This window comes from Collimonas sp. (assembly GCF_035566375.1).
Classification (GTDB): Bacteria; Pseudomonadota; Gammaproteobacteria; order Burkholderiales; family Burkholderiaceae_D; genus Collimonas.
In genome coordinates, this window is record NZ_DATMRK010000021.1 from 20,825 (window position 1) to 39,528 (window position 18,704).

20 protein-coding genes are annotated in these 18,704 nt (G+C 56.4%); 16 read left to right on the top strand and 4 right to left on the bottom strand.

What is annotated here, in order from left to right; translation table 11 throughout:
• Positions 1-173: 173 nt before the first annotated feature.
• Positions 174-797: a TetR/AcrR family transcriptional regulator gene (locus VNZ60_RS05970; RefSeq protein WP_325657512.1), complete on the top strand. Its 624-nt coding sequence runs from the start codon at positions 174-176 to the stop codon at positions 795-797.
• A 108-nt stretch (positions 798-905) separates the two neighbouring features.
• On the opposite strand, the gene sodB is transcribed toward VNZ60_RS05970, so the two are convergent.
• Together sodB and xseA are read right to left on the bottom strand one after the other, a co-directional pair.
• Entirely contained in the window at positions 906-1,484 is a 579-nt protein-coding gene (gene sodB / locus VNZ60_RS05975) for a superoxide dismutase [Fe] (RefSeq protein WP_325657513.1), read from the bottom strand.
• 155 nt (positions 1,485-1,639) lie between these two features.
• On the bottom strand, positions 1,640-3,001 hold the full coding sequence (gene xseA, locus VNZ60_RS05980; RefSeq protein WP_325657514.1) for an exodeoxyribonuclease VII large subunit: 1,362 nt from the start codon (positions 2,999-3,001) through the stop codon (positions 1,640-1,642).
• A 670-nt stretch (positions 3,002-3,671) separates the two neighbouring features.
• Here xseA and VNZ60_RS05985 point away from each other — a divergent pair.
• From VNZ60_RS05985 to VNZ60_RS06050, 14 genes are all read left to right on the top strand, one after another.
• A complete protein-coding gene (locus VNZ60_RS05985) occupies positions 3,672-4,277 on the top strand; it encodes a MotA/TolQ/ExbB proton channel family protein (RefSeq protein WP_325657515.1) in 606 nt (201 codons plus the stop codon).
• Position 4,278: 1 nt separating this feature from the next.
• Complete coding sequence (locus VNZ60_RS05990; protein ID WP_325657516.1) at positions 4,279-4,710, top strand: ExbD/TolR family protein; 432 nt, start codon at positions 4,279-4,281, stop codon at positions 4,708-4,710.
• The gene (gene lpxK, locus VNZ60_RS05995; protein WP_414648783.1) at positions 4,682-5,773 is read left to right on the top strand and encodes a tetraacyldisaccharide 4'-kinase; all 1,092 of its coding nucleotides are present in this window, start codon (positions 4,682-4,684) and stop codon (positions 5,771-5,773) included. The genes VNZ60_RS05990 and lpxK overlap by 29 nt, the downstream gene beginning before the upstream one ends.
• The gene (locus VNZ60_RS06000) at positions 5,754-5,963 is read left to right on the top strand and encodes a Trm112 family protein (RefSeq protein WP_325657517.1); all 210 of its coding nucleotides are present in this window, start codon (positions 5,754-5,756) and stop codon (positions 5,961-5,963) included. Before lpxK ends, VNZ60_RS06000 begins: the two co-directional genes overlap by 20 nt.
• Positions 5,964-5,972: 9 nt before the next feature.
• The gene (gene kdsB, locus VNZ60_RS06005) at positions 5,973-6,743 is read left to right on the top strand and encodes a 3-deoxy-manno-octulosonate cytidylyltransferase (RefSeq protein ID WP_325657518.1); all 771 of its coding nucleotides are present in this window, start codon (positions 5,973-5,975) and stop codon (positions 6,741-6,743) included.
• A gap of 231 nt (positions 6,744-6,974) precedes the next feature.
• Positions 6,975-7,631 (top strand): adenylate kinase, encoded by a 657-nt coding sequence (adk, locus tag VNZ60_RS06010; RefSeq protein WP_325657519.1) that lies wholly within the window; start codon positions 6,975-6,977, stop codon positions 7,629-7,631.
• Positions 7,632-7,875: 244 nt separating this feature from the next.
• A complete protein-coding gene (locus VNZ60_RS06015; protein ID WP_325657520.1) occupies positions 7,876-10,326 on the top strand; it encodes a sodium-translocating pyrophosphatase in 2,451 nt (816 codons plus the stop codon).
• Between the two features lie 141 nt (positions 10,327-10,467).
• Positions 10,468-11,646 carry a patatin-like phospholipase family protein gene (locus VNZ60_RS06020; RefSeq protein ID WP_325657521.1) on the top strand — a complete coding sequence of 393 codons (1,179 nt, stop codon included), beginning with the start codon at positions 10,468-10,470 and terminating at the stop codon, positions 11,644-11,646.
• Positions 11,647-11,779: 133 nt separating this feature from the next.
• Complete coding sequence (locus VNZ60_RS06025) at positions 11,780-12,202, top strand: ribonuclease (RefSeq protein WP_325657522.1); 423 nt, start codon at positions 11,780-11,782, stop codon at positions 12,200-12,202.
• 172 nt (positions 12,203-12,374) lie between these two features.
• Positions 12,375-12,773, top strand: coding sequence for a barstar family protein (locus VNZ60_RS06030; RefSeq protein ID WP_325657523.1), 399 nt, complete (start codon positions 12,375-12,377; stop codon positions 12,771-12,773).
• A 98-nt stretch (positions 12,774-12,871) separates the two neighbouring features.
• A complete protein-coding gene (gene purN, locus VNZ60_RS06035) occupies positions 12,872-13,489 on the top strand; it encodes a phosphoribosylglycinamide formyltransferase (protein WP_325657524.1) in 618 nt (205 codons plus the stop codon).
• A gap of 93 nt (positions 13,490-13,582) precedes the next feature.
• The gene (locus VNZ60_RS06040; protein WP_325657525.1) at positions 13,583-14,836 is read left to right on the top strand and encodes an RsmB/NOP family class I SAM-dependent RNA methyltransferase; all 1,254 of its coding nucleotides are present in this window, start codon (positions 13,583-13,585) and stop codon (positions 14,834-14,836) included.
• Between the two features lie 290 nt (positions 14,837-15,126).
• Positions 15,127-15,366 (top strand): hypothetical protein, encoded by a 240-nt coding sequence (locus VNZ60_RS06045; protein ID WP_325657526.1) that lies wholly within the window; start codon positions 15,127-15,129, stop codon positions 15,364-15,366.
• Between the two features lie 211 nt (positions 15,367-15,577).
• Positions 15,578-16,237 (top strand): LuxR C-terminal-related transcriptional regulator, encoded by a 660-nt coding sequence (locus VNZ60_RS06050; RefSeq protein ID WP_325657527.1) that lies wholly within the window; start codon positions 15,578-15,580, stop codon positions 16,235-16,237.
• Between the two features lie 176 nt (positions 16,238-16,413).
• On the opposite strand, the gene VNZ60_RS06055 is transcribed toward VNZ60_RS06050, so the two are convergent.
• Together VNZ60_RS06055 and VNZ60_RS06060 are read right to left on the bottom strand one after the other, a co-directional pair.
• Positions 16,414-16,743 carry a hypothetical protein gene (locus VNZ60_RS06055; RefSeq protein ID WP_325657528.1) on the bottom strand — a complete coding sequence of 110 codons (330 nt, stop codon included), beginning with the start codon at positions 16,741-16,743 and terminating at the stop codon, positions 16,414-16,416.
• A 744-nt stretch (positions 16,744-17,487) separates the two neighbouring features.
• Entirely contained in the window at positions 17,488-17,961 is a 474-nt protein-coding gene (locus tag VNZ60_RS06060) for a hypothetical protein (protein ID WP_325657529.1), read from the bottom strand.
• 422 nt (positions 17,962-18,383) lie between these two features.
• On the opposite strand from VNZ60_RS06060, the gene VNZ60_RS06065 reads away from it, so the two are divergent.
• Positions 18,384-18,704: contractile injection system protein, VgrG/Pvc8 family (locus VNZ60_RS06065; protein ID WP_325657530.1), on the top strand; the 321-nt coding region annotated here is incomplete at its 3' end.

Sequence of the window (18,704 nt, forward strand, 5' to 3'; positions counted from 1 at the left end):
CACTTTGGTTCTGATCTTTGTATCTGCTTGTTTTCTGATTAATGCTGATCACCCACTGTAGTTAAAGCAATGAACAGCGTCAATTGGTAATCCACTCTAAACCGCGGCGCGGAATTGCGCATCGCAGCAATCGTAATATTGATTACACATATAACACAGCCACAATCAAAGCCATGTCATCGGAAACACAGAAAATCGTATTGGACCGCGCTTTGCTCAAGCCCGTGATCAGGCAAAGGATCGAGGATGCGGTACTGGCATTATTTTCAGAGCGCGAATTCCGCAGCGTCGCCTTCGGCGAAATTGCCAGCGCCGCCAGCGTCTCGCTGCAGACCATCTATAAATACTACGGCAGCAAGGAAGCGCTGTTGTTCGCCTGCCTTGAAACCTGGCTGGGCACATTGGCGTCACGCATGCTCGATCACTTGCAAGGCATCGAGAGTTGCCAGGACAAGCTGCGCAAGGTGTTCTGGGTGGTGCTGGATTTTTTCGACCGCAATCCCAAGGTAAGCCAGCTCATCATGAGCTCGCTGCAGGTCAGCGCATGGGGGCGCGACCGCACTTTCCGACAGCCGGAAATGATGGAAGTCCTGATGAAAACCTTGACCGACGGCCGCGCGCAAGGCGTACTGACGGATGAGGTGGACGAGAAAATCCTGCTCGATTATTTCATCGGCATCCTGGAAAGGCTGGTGCATATGCATACCATGCGCGGTGAAACGGAACCGCTGGCGCTGCAGGCGAATGCGCTGTTTAAGATGCTGTGGCGAGCGATTGCCAAGCCGGAGCAAATTTAGGCAGTTCGCCTTGTGGACAAAAAAATAGCGCCGGCAGTAAAGCCGGCGCTATTTTTACATGTGGCCTCGATAAGTTTTTGAATCCTTATCAGCGGCAACAAGTTTGTCTTATGCGAAATTCTTCGCAGCAAATTCCCAATTCGCCAATGCCCAGAATGCTTCCAGGTATTTTGGACGGGCGTTGCGGTAATCGATGTAGTAAGCGTGTTCCCAAACGTCGACCGTCAGCAAAGGCTTGGCGTCAGTGGTCAGCGGCGTAGCGGCGTTGGAAGTCGATACCAGGCCGAGCGAACCGTCAGCATTTTTTACCAGCCAGGCCCAGCCGGAACCGAAAGTGCCGATGGCGGTCTTGGTCAGTTCTGCCTTGAAATTGTCGAACGAACCCCACTTGGCGTTGATCGCATCTGCCAATGCGCCGGTTGGTGCGCCGCCGCCTTGTGGCGACAGGCTGTTCCAGTAGAAAGTGTGGTTCCAGACTTGCGCTGCATTGTTGAAAACGCCGCCGGAAGATTTCTTGACGATCTCTTCCAATGATGCGTTTTCGAATTCTGTGCCTGGGATCAGGTTGTTCAGGTTGGTCACATAGGTCTGGTGATGCTTGCCATAGTGAAATTCAAGGGTTTCCTTGGAGATGTGTGGAGCCAGTGCGTCCAGGTCGTATGGTAGGGGCGGGAGTGTGTGTGCCATGTTGTGTCCTTACTATAGTTTTATTGGAAATACAAAGAAGCTGTTACCTATACATCTCATGAACAGTTTCCAGGGAAGAGCTATTGTAAAGCGCTTAGCTGATCCATGCAGCATGCTTACGAATTCTTCTCTCTTGAACTAATAACTAAATAGTCTTAATCAAGCGTAGCCTGCACGCTGTCTATGCCGACCTTGGCGCTGCCTTCTGCCAATTGCACCGTGACGACATGGCGCGGCTGCAGCGCTTGCGGGCTGCGGATCACATGGCCCTTGGCGTCCGAGATGATGGCGTAGCCGCGTTCCAGCGTGCGCTGCGGATTGAGCAGTTCCAGTTGCGCATTCAGCGCTGCCACGGTTTGCCGGCGCTGTCGATTTTGCGCGGCCATCGCGCCATTGAGACGCCGGCTCTGTTCCAGCAGTGCGATGCGCGGCGCAGTCGTGCTGGGTATTTGTGCGGCCAGGCGAGTACGTAAATTCAGCAGTGCATGGCGCGACTGGGTCAACGGGATACTGGTGGCGTGCAGCAACCGGGCTTGCAGGCTTTGCAGCTTCAGCCGTTCATGCGCAATGGTGGCGGCCGGGCTGCTCAGGCGGCGGCTTAGCCAGTCCAGAGTCTGGCTGGTTTCCGCCAGCTGGCGGCGCAAGGCGCGGGTCAGGTCATCGGCATGCGTCTCTAGCGTTGCCAGCCAGTCGGCGCGTGGCACGGTCGCCAGTTCAGCGGCAGCGGTCGGGGTGGCGGCGCGCAGGTCGGCGGCGAAATCGGCAATCGTGAAATCGGTTTCATGGCCGACGCCTGAAATCACCGGCATCGGCGCGGCGACGATGGCGCGTGCTACCGCTTCGTCATTGAACGACCATAAATCTTCGATACTGCCGCCGCCACGGCAAACCAGCAGCAGATCGCATTCGGCGCGTGCGGCGGCGGTATTGATGGCGCCGGCGATTTTTTGTGCGGCGCCGTCACCTTGTACCGGGGTCGGATACAGGATCACACGCACGTGCGGCGCACGGCGCGCCAAAGCGCTCAGGATGTCGCGCAGCGCCGCCGCCTGCAGGCTGGTGACGATGCCGATACAGCGTGCAAATTGCGGTAGCGGCCGCTTGCGGGCGGGATCGAACAAGCCTTCCGCATTCAGTTTTTCTTTCAGGCGTAAAAACGCTTCGTACAGATTGCCGACACCGGCGCGCCGGATCGCTTCGACGTTGAGCTGATAGTCGCCACGCGCGGCGTACAGCGTTACCAACGCCCGCACCTCAACCTTGTCGCCATCGCGCGGAGTGAAGCCGGCATGCTGGGCGCGGCCCTTGAACATCACGCCACGCACTTGTGCTGCATCGTCTTTCAGCGTGAAGTACCAATGGCCGGAGGCGTAGCTTTTGAAATTCGATATCTCGCCCGCGACCCAAGCCAGCGGAAAGCTGCGTTCCAGCATGCGCGCCACGGCTTGATTCAAGGCGGAAACCGTCAGTACTGGCGGTCCACTGGAACGGTTGTCGGTGTCGCTGGAGAAATTCATACGGGCTTTCAGGGGGCTTCAGGGGGCGTTATTGGCGAGTGATTCTGTGGAGCGCTGACATTGTAAAGCACGGTCGCTGAACATCAATGGAAAAGCGAAACAAATCAAGGGCTTGCCCGGATTGCAGTGTGCTTGCGCACAAGCTTATCCACATATTCTGTGGGTAACTATGGAACGGCGCGGGCTTGTGGATATCCGTCAGCGCGGTCATGACAAAACGACTATGAAAGATGAGAAAAATTGCCCGCGCCATCCATAAATCGCTGTTTGAGATGCATTTTCACCGGTTCCTGAACAGTAGCGAAAATCCGTTTCCAATCAAGGACTTCCTGTGAATCCAGTGTGCTTGTTCACAAAGTTATCCCCAAAATCTGTGGAGAACTTTGGCTGCGTGCCGCCGGCAAACTCTGCACGTTTTTGATGCAGTATAAAAAAATCGTTTGAAATCATGGACTTCATTGCAGAGTTAGGTAGTTGTCCACAATCTTGTTCACATAAAATGTGCGGAACTTGGCGCAGCTCTTAATCGTTGTGAAAGCAGTCGTAAAAATTTCCACTCCGCAACGCTGCTCGCGCTTGCTCACAAGCCTTCAACAAGTTACATTCTGCATCCGTGCAGATGAAGTCTCATTTGCATCGCCTCGAATTCGATCTCACCAAGGAGTTTCTTTTGTTTTCCATTATTCAAGCTGCGGGCTGGCCGATCTGGTTGTTGCTAATTGCCTCCATCATTGCCACCGCATTGATTATCGAACGTCTGGTTTATCTACGCCGGCCGCGCATTTTGCCGCCGCAGCTATTGCAGGAAGTGATACGGGTTTATCACAACGGCAAGATCAACACCGAAGTCCTTACCAACCTGGAAACCAACTCACCGTTGGGACGGGTGCTGGCCGCCGGCCTGCGCAATGTCGACGCCCCGCGCGACCTGATGAAGGAGTCGATCGAAGAAGCCGGCCAGGCCACAGCGCATGAGCTGGAACGTTTCCTGACGACGCTCGGCACCATTGCATCGCTGGCGCCATTGATGGGCTTGTTTGGCACGGTGGTCGGGATGATCGAGATTTTTGGCGCGACCACTGGCGCCGGCGCCGATCCGACCCAACTCGGCCACGGCATTTCGGTCGCCTTGTACAACACCGGTTTCGGCCTGGCGATTGCCATGCCGGCGCTGATTTTCTATCGCCATTTCCGGGCTTTGGTGGATAGCTTCATTGTCGATATGGAGCAGCAGGCGGTGAAATTTGTCGATACCGTCCACGGCGCACGTAAATAAGATGGACTTCCGCAAAGGCAAGGGGCGCGATGACCCCGAAATCAACCTGATCCCGTTTATCGACGTCTTGCTGGTGATCGTGATTTTCCTGATGGTTACCACCAGCTACAGCAAATTCACCGCGCTGCAAATCACCTTGCCGACTGCTGACGCCGACAAGGCCATGCAGCAGCCGCAGGAGATCAACGTCGCCGTCAACCCGCAAGGGCAGTATGCGGTCAACAACGTCCAGGTATCGTCCAAGGACGCGGCGTCTTTGGCGCTTGATCTGAAGAGTGCAGCACAGTCCGGCCAGTCCAAAGGCGATCCGGTAGTGATCATCAACGCTGACGCCATGGCTACTCATCAGACCGTGATCAATGTGCTGGAAGCGGCGCGTCTGGCCGGCTTCGACAAGATCACGTTTGCCGCCCAGACTAGTGGCCACAAGTAAGTCATCGAGCGATGGCGCGGCCCGGCGTTCCGCCGAATCGATCCTGAGCGCCGCCTGGCAGCAGCGCGGTCTGCTGGCATGTTTGTTATGGCCGTTGTCGCTCCTGTTTGGCTTGCTGGCGTCGCTGCGCCGCCGTTTGTACGCAGCCGGCTGGCAAGCCAGTACGCGCTTGCCGGTGCCGGTGATCGTGGTCGGCAATATTTTTGTCGGCGGCACCGGCAAGACGCCGCTGACAATCTGGCTGGTGCAAGCGTTGCGCCAGGCCGGTTATACGCCGGGCGTGATCTCGCGCGGTTATGCGGCGCAGGCAGGCGACGGACAATCCGTAGTGAAACATGTGAACCAAGCATCGCTCGCAGCGGAAGTGGGTGACGAACCATTGCTGATTGCCGGTCGCGCGCAATGTCCGGTAGTCGTGGGTCGCAACCGGGTGGCTGCCGCCGAGGCGTTGCTGCAAGCGCATCCCGAGGTGAATCTGATCTTGTCTGACGATGGTTTGCAACATTATCGTTTGCAACGCGATATCGAAATCGTGCTGTTCGATGCGCGCGGCGTCGGCAACGGTTGGTTGCTGCCGGCCGGGCCCTTACGTGAGCCGGCAAGCCGTCGACGTGATTTTACCGTGGTCAACGCGGCGTCGATTCCGCCTTCCATGCCAGCCTCGTCGATCCGCATGCAACTGCTTGGCGAGCAGGCGTTGCAACTCTGCAATCCGAGCCAGGTCAGGGCGCTGGCCAGCTTGCAGAACCCGGCCATGCGTATCACCGCCGCTGCCGGCATCGGCAATCCGCAACGCTTTTTCTCGATGCTGACCGCGGCCGGACTGGTGTTCGAAACGCTAGCCTTGCCCGATCATCATGACTTTTCCGACAACCCCTTTGCCGCGCTGCAGGCCGACTTCATCCTGATTACTGAAAAGGATGCAGTAAAATGTCGGCAAATAGCTTCCATCAAGAACGATCCGCGCATCTGGGTGGTTCCGGTGACGGCGCAGATCGATGCTGCGTTAGCTCATCAAATACATGAAATTCTGGAGAAACTCCGTGGACACTCGACTGCTTGACATCCTGGTTTGCCCGATCTGCAAAAGCCCGCTGCATTACGATAAAAAAGCCCAGGAACTGATTTGCAATGCTGACAAGCTGGCTTATCCGATCCGTGACGGCATCCCTATCATGTGGGCCGATCAGGCCCGCGACCTGAACAGCCCGGCCGCGCCGAGCGCCCCGGCCCCAACTGGCCCAGCGGCATAGGCGAGGCACATGGCGAGTCCGACCCGACCTTTCACCGTCATTGTTCCGGCGCGGCTGGCGTCTACCCGCCTGCCTAACAAACCGCTGGCCGACATCGGCGGCAAGCCGATGATCGTGCGCACCGCCGAGCGTGCTGCGTTATCCGGCGCGGCGCAAGTGATCGTGGCGACCGATCATGCGGAAATCCTGGCGGTTTGCGCCCAGCATGGCATCGCTGCGCGCCTGACCCGCGCCGATCATCCGTCCGGCACCGACCGCATTGCCGAAGTGTCGGCTGCGCTGGGACTGGCGGCCGATGCGGTAGTGGTCAACGTGCAAGGCGACGAACCGATGATCGATCCGGCGCTGATCGCGGCGACCGCAGCGCAGATCACCAGCGAAGTGCCGATGGCGACCGCGGCGCACGCGATCGACTCGGCGGCCGATGCCTTCAACCCGAATGTGGTCAAGGTGGTCTTGAACCAGGCCGGGCGTGCGTTGTATTTTTCACGGGCGACGATTCCCTGGCACCGGGATGGTTTTGCGCAGTCACAACGGGATTTTCCCGCCGGCTATCTGCCCTTGCGGCATATCGGCCTGTACGCATACAGCAATGGCTTTTTGCAAACCTATCCGACCCTGGCTGTATCGCCGCTGGAACAGATCGAAGCGCTGGAGCAGTTGCGGGTGCTGTGGCACGGCTATCCGATTGCGGTGCATATTGCCGCGGCGGCTCCTGCGGCAGGGGTCGATACGCCGGAAGATCTGGAGCGGGTACGAAGTTTTTTCAGTGCCGGATAATGTTCAAAGTAAGGTTAGAAGTAAGCACTGAAGCGTCACGCAAGTGCATGAAAATTATCGTAGAACCAACAGAAATAGTGCCGCGGACTGGCTGTTTGGTAAAATTGTATGGTAAGTTTCATGCAAAGATAGCGTGGTACAAATAAAAGCATCTCAGGAGACGTCGCTGCGAGCCATTCATCGAGCGCGCCGTCGCCGCAATCAATTCACAAACTCACCTTAGGACTTAACATGCGCCTCATCCTTTTAGGAGCGCCTGGTGCCGGTAAAGGCACGCAAGCGACTTTCATTAAAGAGAAATTCAACATCCCGCAGATTTCCACCGGCGACATGTTGCGCGCAGCAGTCAAGGCCGGCACGCCGCTCGGTATCGAGGCGAAGAAAGTGATGGATGCAGGCGGTCTGGTATCGGACGATATTATCATCGGTCTGGTCAAAGACCGGCTGAAGCAGGCGGATTGTGCCAACGGTTACCTGTTCGATGGTTTTCCGCGCACCATTCCACAAGCGGACGCCATGAAGGACGCCGGCGTCACGATCGATTATGTGCTGGAAATCGACGTTCCCGATACGGCCATCATTGAACGCATGAGCGGCCGTCGCGTGCATTTGTCGTCGGGCCGTACTTATCACGTTAAATTCAATCCGCCAAAAGTGGAAGGCAAGGACGACATCACCGGCGAAGACCTGATCCAGCGCGACGATGACAAGGAAGAAACCGTCAAGAAGCGGCTGTCGGTGTATCACGAGCAGACCGAAGTGCTGGTCAATTACTACGGCGACTGGGCCAAGGCCGGCTTACCAGGCGCACCCAAGTATCGCAAGATCGCCGGCGTCGGTCCGGTTGAGCAAATACGCGATAGCGCGTTTGCGGCATTGGAAGCATAAAAGAAAGCGGACTCCGGTCCGCTTTTTCTTTTGACCAACAAAATCACTTAGAATAAATCAAGCCCCAAACAACATCGCAGCAAGCCAGCCCAAGCACATCTCCGAGAATAAAAGGGCAGCGAAAAGAAATGCATTACGCAGTATTGGCCGGCAATCCGCTCCATTTGGCGCGCATGGATGCCGGTGAAATGGTGTAGTTGTCTTACTTTGTCGTGAAGCCGTACCAAAAACAGGAGGAGTCAACATGGCATTAAGTCTATGGTTTGCCGTCGCTTGCGGCGTCATTGCCGTCATCTATGGGCTAGTCTCGCGCAGCTGGATATTGAAGCAGGATCCCGGCAATCCGCGCATGCAGGAAATTGCGGCGGCGATTCAGCAAGGGGCGGCGGCCTACCTGGCGCGCCAGTACCGCACCATTGCCATGGTTGGCGTGGCGTTGTTCGTTATCCTGGCGCTATTGCCCGGCCTGGGTTTGGTGACGGCGATCGGCTTCCTGATCGGCGCGCTGCTGTCGGGCGCCTGCGGCTTCATCGGCATGAATGTCTCGGTACGCGCCAATGTACGCACGGCGCAGGCGGCGACCAAGGGCATGGGGCCGGCGCTTGACGTCGCTTTCCGCGGCGGTGCGATTACCGGCATGCTGGTGGTCGGCCTGGGACTGCTGGGCGTGACCTTATTCTTTTTGTGGCTGCTGGCGTTCGCCGCGCCATCCGGACTATCTCTGCACGACATCATCCGGCCCCTGATCGGCTTGGCTTTCGGCGCTTCCCTGATTTCCATTTTCGCGCGTCTCGGCGGCGGTATCTTCACCAAAGGGGCCGATGTCGGCGCCGATCTGGTCGGTAAGGTGGAAGCCGGCATTCCCGAGGACGATCCGCGCAACCCCGCCGTGATCGCCGATAACGTCGGCGACAATGTCGGCGACTGCGCCGGCATGGCCGCCGATCTGTTCGAAACCTATGTGGTAACCTTGATCGCCACCATGTTGCTTGGTTCTTTGCTGATCCACGGCGCTGAATTGCAAGCGGTGCTGTACCCACTGGCCTTGGGCGGGGTATCGATCCTGGCTTCCATTGTCGGCTGCTCGATGGTCAAGGCCAAGCCTGGCAAGAAAATCATGTCAGCGCTGTACACCGGTTTGTGGTGGGCGGCGATCCTGAGCCTGATCGGGTTTGCCGTGGTCACCTGGCTGATCCTGCCGCAGCCGATGCGGGTGCCGATGATGGGCTCGGCCCTGATCGGCATTGTCCTGACCGGCTTGATGGTGTACATCACCGAGTACTACACCGGCACCGATTTCAAGCCGGTGCGTCATATTGCGCAAGCCTCCACCACCGGCCACGGTACGAATATCATTGCCGGTCTCGGCGTCTCCATGAAATCCACGGCGTATCCGGTGCTGGCGGTCTGCGTGGCGATCCTGGCTTCCTATTGGCTGGCCGGCCTGTACGGCATTGCGATTGCCGCCACTGCCATGTTGTCGATGGCAGGCATCATAGTCGCGCTGGACGCCTATGGCCCGATTACCGATAACGCCGGCGGCATCGCCGAGATGGCGGGGTTGCCGGATTCGGTGCGGGCGATTACCGATCCGCTGGACGCCGTCGGCAATACTACCAAGGCGGTCACCAAGGGCTACGCCATCGGTTCGGCCGGGCTGGCGGCGCTGGTCTTGTTTGCCGATTACACGCATGCCCTGGATTCGGTAGGCAAGAGCACGGTGTTCGATTTGTCGAATCCGCTGGTGATCGTCGGCTTGTTTATCGGCGGCCTGATTCCCTACCTGTTCGGCGCCATGGCGATGGAAGCAGTCGGCCGCGCAGCCGGTGCGGTGGTGATCGAAGTGCGGCGCCAGTTCCGCGACATCAAGGGCATCATGGATGGCAGCGGCAAGCCGGAGTACGACAAGGCGGTTGACATGCTGACGGCGTCGGCCATCAAGGAAATGATCATCCCGTCGCTGTTGCCGGTGGCGGTGCCGATTGTGGTCGGCCTGCTGCTTGGCCCTGCAGCTCTGGGCGGCTTGCTGATGGGGACCATCGTCACCGGTTTGTTCGTGGCGATTTCGATGACCACCGGCGGCGGCGCCTGGGACAACGCCAAGAAATATATCGAAGACGGCAATCACGGCGGCAAGGGCTCGGAAGCGCACAAGGCCGCAGTGACCGGCGATACCGTCGGCGATCCCTACAAAGATACCGCCGGCCCGGCGGTCAATCCGCTGATCAAGATCATCAATATCGTGGCCTTGTTGCTGGTGCCATTGCTGCCGGCTACCAGCATGAATCAGGCAGCGGTAGCGGGGCAGGAGATTGTGCTGGTGCCAGTGCCGGTCACTGCGCCGCCGGCAGCAACCGCAGCCGGCACTGCCGCACCAGCCTCGTCACCCGCAACCGTCATCTATTTCGAGTCGGGCAAGGTAGAAGCGCCCGCCGATACCGCTGAAAAACTGGCGCCCATCGTGGATGCATCGAAAGCCAAGGCCGATGGCAAAGTAGTGGTCAGCGGTTTTCATGACACCACCGGCGATCCGGCTAAAAACGAGGAGATTTCCAAGGAGCGCGCCAAGAGCGTGAAGGCGATTCTGTTGATCGCCGGTGTCGCCGAAGACGCCATCGTGCTGGAGAAACCGCAGGTGACGACCGGCAGCGGCGACAACGCGCAGGCGCGGCGGGTAGAGGTTAGCGTTCACTAGAGTCAGCGCCGCTTCGTCATCGCTTGTGGAAATGGCAGCGGGGAAGCAGCAGGTAAGTACGCCTTGCACCTGCAGCTCCCCCTTACCAAAACCGTAAGCCGGCTCCCACAAATTTCCTTTGCCCTGTTACTCTTCATATCCATGGAGACAAAACAAAAAACCGGCCTCATCCTAACTGGCGGCGGCGCGCGCGCGGCTTACCAGGTTGGCGTGATGGATGCGGTGGCGGCCATTTTGCGGGAGCAGGGCTGGGCGCCGGAACGCAATCCCTTCAATATCATTTGCGGCACCTCCGCCGGCGCCATCAACGCCACGGCGCTGGCTTGCCGGGTCGAAAACTTTGGTCTCGGCGTGCAAAAGCTGATGGATGTCTGGGAGCACTTTACGGTCGAGCAGGTGTATCGCGCCGATTCGCTGGGCGTGTTGCGCTCGGGTGCGCGCTGGCTGTCCTTGCTGTCGTTCGGCTGGCTGCTGCGCAAATGGCATGCGAACCCGCCCGCTTCCCTGCTCGACAATACGCCGCTGATTACCTTGCTGCACCGGCTGTTGGATCTGGAGCGGCTGGATACGGCGCTGACCAACGGCAGCCTGGATGCACTGGCGATCACCGCTTCCTCGTATAGCGGCGGCCAGCACATTACTTTTTATCAGAGCGCCACCGAAATCCAGAGCTGGACCCGTAGCCAGCGGCGCGCCGTGAGAGACCAGATCGGCGTCGGCCATTTGCTGGCGTCATCGGCGATTCCTTTCATCTTTCCAGCGATCCCGATCTATTGCGATGGCCGCCGCGAATATTTCGGCGATGGCTCGATGCGCCAGCTGGCGCCGATTTCCCCGGCAATTCACCTGGGCGCCAGCAAAGTGCTGGTGGTCGGCGCCGGCCGCCGCAAGGAGGCGCCGAGCGATGCACCCATGTTTGCCAGTTACCCCAGTCTGGCGCAAATCGCCAGCCACGCCCTGTCAAGCATCTTCCTGGACGGGCTGGCGGTGGATATCGAAAGGCTGGAGCGCATCAATCACACGCTGTCCTTTTTGACGGCAGAACAGCGCCTGCGCACACCGCTGAAACCGGTGGAAATGCTGATTATTTCGCCGTCGGAACAAATCGACGATATTGCTACCAAGCATTTCGGCAGCTTGCCCTTGCCGATCCGCACCTTGCTGGGCGGTCTTGGCGCCAAGGATGTGCGCGGCGGCGGCCTGGCCTCATATCTGCTGTTTGAGTCCGGCTATACGCGTGAATTGATTCGCATGGGGCAGAAAGATACCTTGGCCCGGCGTGACGAGGTGGTCGATTTTTTTGGTCCGGCAGAATCCTGATCTGCTTCCTGCACCAAGCAGCGCGCCGGATATGTCAAATATTGCAACACCTAAGACCGGCACAAGGATACGGGTTGATTCGTTTTCATCAACACGTTACCCTACAGTACCAGATCCATAAAATATTAAATTTATGAAAAGCCACGCAACCCGCTACCATTTCCTTGGTCTAAGTTCGGATTTCGCCACTGCCATGTTGCGTAACGGGATCTTATTACTACTGGGTTTGTTGTTGTCTTTTCAAGTTTTTGCGCGAGACGCCCTGCCGCAGGATGTGGTTGCGGCAGATCAGTTGCCGCAAGAAGCGCAAGCGACGTTGATATTGATTAAGCAGGGCGGGCCTTTCCCTTACGCCAAAGATGGCGTGATATTTGGAAATTATGAAGGGATGCTGCCCAGGCAACAGCGTGGCTATTATCACGAATTCACGGTAAAAACTCCGCGCGCCCGTAATCGCGGCGCACGTAGAATCATTGCCGGCGGCAATCCGCAGACTTCTGGTGAGTACTACTACACTGACAATCATTATCAAACTTTCAGGCGCATCCAGGAGTAACTGAGACGAGCGAATGAGATACAACTAGGACTTACGCAAAACCGCCCCAACTGCGTTGTACCGGCTTGCCGTACAACCGTACTGTCTACGCTCGGTACGCCTTGTTGGGACAATTTTGCGTAAGTCCTAACAACAACAGCAATCCATCATCATTGCTCTAGCTGAGGGAAAAATGAGTTTGTTCAAAACCGTAGCGCCAAATGTAGTGCAGTCCATCCGCGCCTTCCGTGTGACCGACTTGCAGGCGGAGGCTAGCCGTCTCGGGCAGCATTTCCTCTACGCCTATTGCGCCGACGCAACGACTAAACAGCAAGTGCTGGCGAATATTGCCCAGGCCTTCCATTTTCCCAAGCATTTCGGTAAGAATTTCGACGCCCTGGCCGATTGCCTCACCGATATGGCGCACAAGTCCGGTCCGCAGCCAGGTTTTATCGTGGTGATCGAACAACTGCCGAATACCCCCAAGTTTGACAAGGAAGCGCGGGAAACCCTGCTCGACGTATTCCGCGACAGTGCCGATTTCTGGGCTGACAAGAAAGTTGCCTTCCGCGTCTTTTATTCATTCCAATAGCGATAGACAGCAATAAGCAACGATAAGCAACGATAAGCAACGATAAAAAACGACATTCAGCGCGGTTTTTGCTCAAAACCGGCAGTGCAACAGGTACAATGCGCGCCATGAGAAGCATCGTTATCCTGATTTCCGGGCGTGGCAGCAATATGGAAGCCATCGTCCGCGCCGCTCAAACCGAACAATGGCCTGCCAGAATCGCCGCGATTATCAGCAACCGGGCCGATGCCGAGGGTTTGAAATTTGCTGCTGCCCAAGGTATTCCAACGGCAGTGGTAGCGAACAAAGATTATCCCGACCGTGAACAGTTCGACGCCGCCTTACGCGTCGTGATCGATGGCTTTACCCCCGATCTGGTGGTACTGGCGGGTTTCATGCGTATTTTGACAGCGCCGCTGGTAGAGCATTACGCCGGCCGCATGTTGAATATCCATCCTTCGCTGCTGCCGAGTTTCACCGGAATGGCAACCCACAGGCAAGCGCTGGAAGCCGGTGTCAAGGTGCATGGCGCGACCGTGCATTTCGTTACCGCGACGCTGGATCACGGTCCCATCGTGGCGCAGGCAGTGGTGCCGGTGCTGGAAGACGATACCGAACAGTCGCTGCAGCAGCGCGTGCTGATTGAAGAGCATCAACTCTATCCACGTGCAGTGCGCTGGTTTGTCGAAGGCCGATTGAGCATCCAGGATGGACGAGTGCGTAACACGAGCGAGTAACAGCACTGTCTAGCAGCAACGCTAATATTATCGTTTGCCACGGCCAGCCCGGGCACGATCAACAGATTCAACAGATATTTAGAAAGATTCACCATGAGATTGCCTCCCGCGATCGTCGGTCACACCGAAGAAGTCCTGCGCGAAATCCTACGCTTCACCGGCCCCGCCGACGGCACTTTGTCGCGCTACTTCCGTGATCATCCGAAACTTGGTTCGCGTGAGCGCGGCGTGATAGCCGAAGCAGTCTACGGCTTGTTGCGTAACAAGGCCATTTACACCAGCTTTGCCGAATCCGGCAACGGCCCGACCATGCGCCGCATGACCCTGCTAGGCCTGGCCGATGCGGTCAGCATCGAGTCCCTGGGCGGTCTGTCGGAAGAAGAAACCGAATGGCTGACACGTGTCGCCGAAATCGACCGTAACCTGATGCCGCCGCTGATGCGTTCCAACCTGCCGCAATGGTTGTTCGATAAGCTGGTAGCGCGTGATGGCGAAGCCGCCACCTTGCAGCTGGCGCATGCGATGAATCAACCGGCGCCGCTGGATCTGCGCGTCAATTCGCTCAAGGCTAATCGCGAAGAAGTCATCGCCGCTTTGGCTGAAGCGCCGATCTTGTGCGAGCCGACACCGTATGCACCGCTTGGTTTGCGCGTCATCAAGAAACCGGTTTTGCAAAACCTGCCTCTGTTCAAGAGCGGCGCCATCGAAGTGCAAGACGAAGGCAGCCAGTTGCTGGCGCAAATCGTCGGCGCCAAGCGCGGCGAGATGGTGGTCGATTTCTGCGCCGGCGCCGGCGGCAAGACGCTGGCTCTGGGCGCCACCATGCGCAATACTGGCCGCTTGTACGCCTTCGACGTCTCCGACAAACGCCTGGCAAAACTCAAACCGCGCATGGCGCGCAGCGGTCTGTCCAACATCCATCCGGTGTTGATCGCGCATGAGAACGATGGCAAGGTCAAGCGCCTGGCCGGCAAAATTGACCGCGTGCTGGTCGATGCGCCGTGCAGCGGCCTCGGCACCTTGCGCCGCAATCCGGACGTCAAATGGCGGCAGACACCGGAGGCGATTGCCGAAATGAATCTTAAACAAATCGCGATTCTTTCCAGCGCCGCGCGCCTGGTGAAATCCGGCGGCCGCCTGGTGTACGGCACCTGCAGCTTGCTGGACGAGGAAAACGAAGCGATTGCCGCGCAGTTCCTGGCCAGCCATGAAGATTTTTCCTTAGTGCCGATGAAAGACGTATTGGCCGAGCAAAAGATCGCGTTGGAAATGGGTGACTATCTGAAACTGCTGCCGCACCAGCATCAGACCGATGGTTTCTTTGCGGCGGTGTTTGCGCGTAAATAAGTAAGCTCGCCAGCAAAACGCAGCACGATCGCTCTGGTTGGAAATCTCTTCGAAGCCCGCAGAAATGCGGGCTTTTTTGCGTTTCGGGCTAGTGTGAATGCTTGCTTGATTAGCGGCAATTGTATGACGCATGCTTTATGAGATTATTCTCAGTCATTTATCTGGTGCGGCTGTGTACCATCTGCGGTAAATATTTATCCCGCAATACGGCTGGGCATGATTCGTTATTGCCCGGCAACGCAAGGTGATGCTTCAAGCGTGTTTCCATCGAATGGGAACGCGCCGCCTTCATGCATCGTATTGATGACAAGTTTTTGATTTTTCAACTGCATCCACCTCCTAAGAAGTGCAAGATGAATGAGTTTGATAGATGGGTATTGCTGATTGGAATTGCTGTTGTCGGTGCGGTGATTACGCTATTTAAAAGCAATGTGATCACCGCACCACATCAGGTAGACAAGGCGGTCTTGTGCGTCGGGATTCTGATCACAATCCTGGTCTGTGCGCTATTTTCCATCAAGCTGGCCTGAGCAACCACCGATTCTCGGAACCTGGCCGGCAGAGGAGTGATCCTGTGGCAGGCTTCTTTGTATATCCAGAAAGTTCTAATTCCATTCTACTTTCCATCGTTCATGATACAGATGAGCAATAGTTGTAATTTGAAAAGACTAGCGAACAACTGCTTAGCATGTGTTGCAGCAGCTGCGCTATTGATTTACAGATAGAAGAGGAAGACTGGCAATGTCCAAGGAGATCCGATTAGCGGTGCTGGGAGCGACGGTTCCAGTGCGGGAGACGGTTGTATCCTTGCTTGAGGAGCGGCGCGAAATGACTGTCATGCCGCACTGGAGCAAGTTGCAGGATCAAGAGCAAGAGATCGATTTCATGGCCTCTTGCGATATTCTGATTTACATTCTGCACAGTGTCGAACAGCACAATAGAGATGTACACCAACTCTATGATTTGTCGAGATTAAGCAAGCGCGTTTCGAAATTACCCATCATTGTCTACACCGCAAGCGACGACGCCACCGTGATTGAAGACGTCATGCATTGCGGCGTTGGCGGCGTAGTCCATGCATCTGACGCCGCCGTCGATCTGCATGATGCAGTCATGGCGGTGGTGTATGGCGGCCGCTGGCTGTCGACCAAGATCCGCAGCGCTTTGCTCGCCAAAGGAGTGCAGCGAGGCAACAGCAAGAATAACCATAAAGCCTTGAGCAAAGTCGAATACGAAGTGATTCGCTTTTTTCTCGCGGGGATGAGTGTCAGCGATATTGCCGGCGTGCTGGGCAAGAGCATCAAAACCGTCAGTACGCAAAAGCGCACCGTCATGAAAAAACTCAACGCACATAACGATCTTGAGCTGGCGATGTTCAGTTTTGTGCAGGGCTTGGTATAGCCCTCGCTTGAAGGGGTGGGGCGGCAGGGGACCGGCCAGCTTATTTGCCAGTTCACTGGCCGTCCCCATGCCGCTGCGCGCTTCTGTACCACTATCGGAAAAGTTTATTAAATCAATAGCTTAGCGAGTTAGCAGGGGTGTTATCCACAGGGCTGTTCACAATTTCTGTGGGTAACTCAGGCCGCATACCGTTGATTAAACCATGCAATACGCCGCTCCGCCTGTTCCGACAACGACCCCGCAACTGCCATCGCCAGCCGCGTTAAGCACTCGGTATCGGAAACATTCAACGTCGGCGGACATGCCGGATCGCTTTCCTCACGCGCCTGATTGCTGGCGTGGATCAAGCCCAGGCAGGTTTGAATGCCCTGTGTCATATCCAGCGTATGCGCCAGGAATTGCATCGACGCGTCGATGCGTAATTCTTCAGCCAGCCATGAGAACGGCTGGTGATCGGCTCTAATTGCTTGATGGGGGAATTGTGCAGACGAGTTGATGCTAGTCATAGCTGGCTCCTTGATTACGTTTAAGCCGTTTTCCGCTGCAAAACGGGAGGGCGGCAGATGGCAGGATTTGCAGACCGGTACAAGAAGAAAAACCGGCAGCCCGAAGGCTCCCCACCATCGCCGCCCGTAGGGACGAACGAAGGTGACGCACATGAAAAAACCGCATAACGCGGCTTGTGCGCTTCTTGTAAACCAGGCTGCAAAACCCGTTCCCTGCTTTTTTCAGGGACGGCCAACTATAAACGCTATTGGTAGCGATGACAATCCGCCAATGGCTTATTCTATTTGGCGGCATGAAAGAATGTAATTGATGCGTTGTGCGTCGATGTTGAACCCATTAGGCAGGGCATCGAACGTCCGAGGTAGGGCATTGAGCCTCTGAAGCAGGACATCGAACTTCCGAGGCAGGACATCGAACTTCCGAGGCAGGACATCGAACTTCCGAGGCAGGACATCGAACTTCCGAGGCAGGACATCGAGCTTACGAGGCAGGACGTCGAACTTCCGGGGCAGGACGTCGAACCTCCGAGGCAGGATGTCGAACCTCCGAGGCAGAACATCGAACCTCCGAGGCAGCGCGTCGAACCTCCGAAGCGGAACGTCCTGCCTCGGAGTTCGGATACGGCACTTTTGCCGCGAGAAATTTCGGTGTTATGCCTCCGCTCTTGCCCACTTGCCTGCGCGGGAAACAAAAAAAGGGATGTGCCGCCAGGCACATCCCTCTTGTGTAGATGCCGTTAAAACTTAACTGGCCGGTGGTTCCTGCGCTGCCGGCCGGCTACTAAAGCGCTTGCTTAACTCTTCGGCGATGACTTTGGCGTCGGGCACGTTGTTCTTGGCGGCTTGTTTGACGTTATTGTAAAACAGCAGTGCCTGGTTATACGCTTCCGAGCCGCATTGCATGTTGGTGTCGGCGACGTTGGAGTTGAGTTCGCTTAAGGCATATTGCATGTCGCTCAGATTTTTGCGGCCGACGGTGTCTTTTTTCCATTCGGCCAGATTGAGAAAGCTTGGCAACAGATTGGGATTGCGCTGCGCATATTCCAAGGATTTGTCGACAAAGGGCTGAGAGCGGTCGCCCATTTTGAGGATCGCTCCCCGCTGTTGCGGCGTAAGCGCAATCAGATACGGCGCTAATAATCCTTTCAACTCGGTGATTTTCAGCAGTACCTGCTTCTGTACGGCGTCGGGAATCGAGAGCGAGATTTTGTTTTCCATACGAACATCCTCCATTCAGATAGTTGTCAAACGAGCAGCTATCCTAGCAGCCAACTACCGCCTATCTACAAGCAATTCCATCACTTTAAGTCTTAACTTATTGTCGATTGAATATCCTTGCAGTAATAATCGAGTTGCTTGTCAATTAATTAATAAGTCGCGTGCCAAGCGTATCCGTGCAACATCGGGGGGATGACTGCGGGGCGGGCCTCAAAACAATAATAATATATTATCGATGATACAATATTGGCACTCGGAAACTGGCGACACAATCGTTTGCGGTTGCTCATGTGCTATAGGGGCAGCATTGAATGCTAGATAACTGTTCTCTGGCAACAGACAAGCGACGCCTCAGTATGAGCATGGCAGAGCCGCCCTCTCTAATTTCGCGACGAAACGCTACATAACTACAGGAAGCTTGCATGGCCAATGCAATTCGAACACTGCAAAGCCTGATTGACGGCAGACAAAACAAACGCATCTTGCGAGTCTCGTTCGTCAACAACGACGGTCCGCAGGCCGAGCTGCTGATTAATAAGCTCGAAGCAATCGAAGGCTTAAGCCGGGATTTCTCTTACAAGATCGAATTGCTGTCAGACGACGCGCTGATACCTCTCAAGGATCTGCACGGGAAATTACTGTGTGTGGAGTTGGTACGCGGTGACGGAACCATGCGTTGCTTCACCGGATATATCCATACGGTGCGGCTCAAACGTACAGATGGCAGCATCGCCTTCTATGAA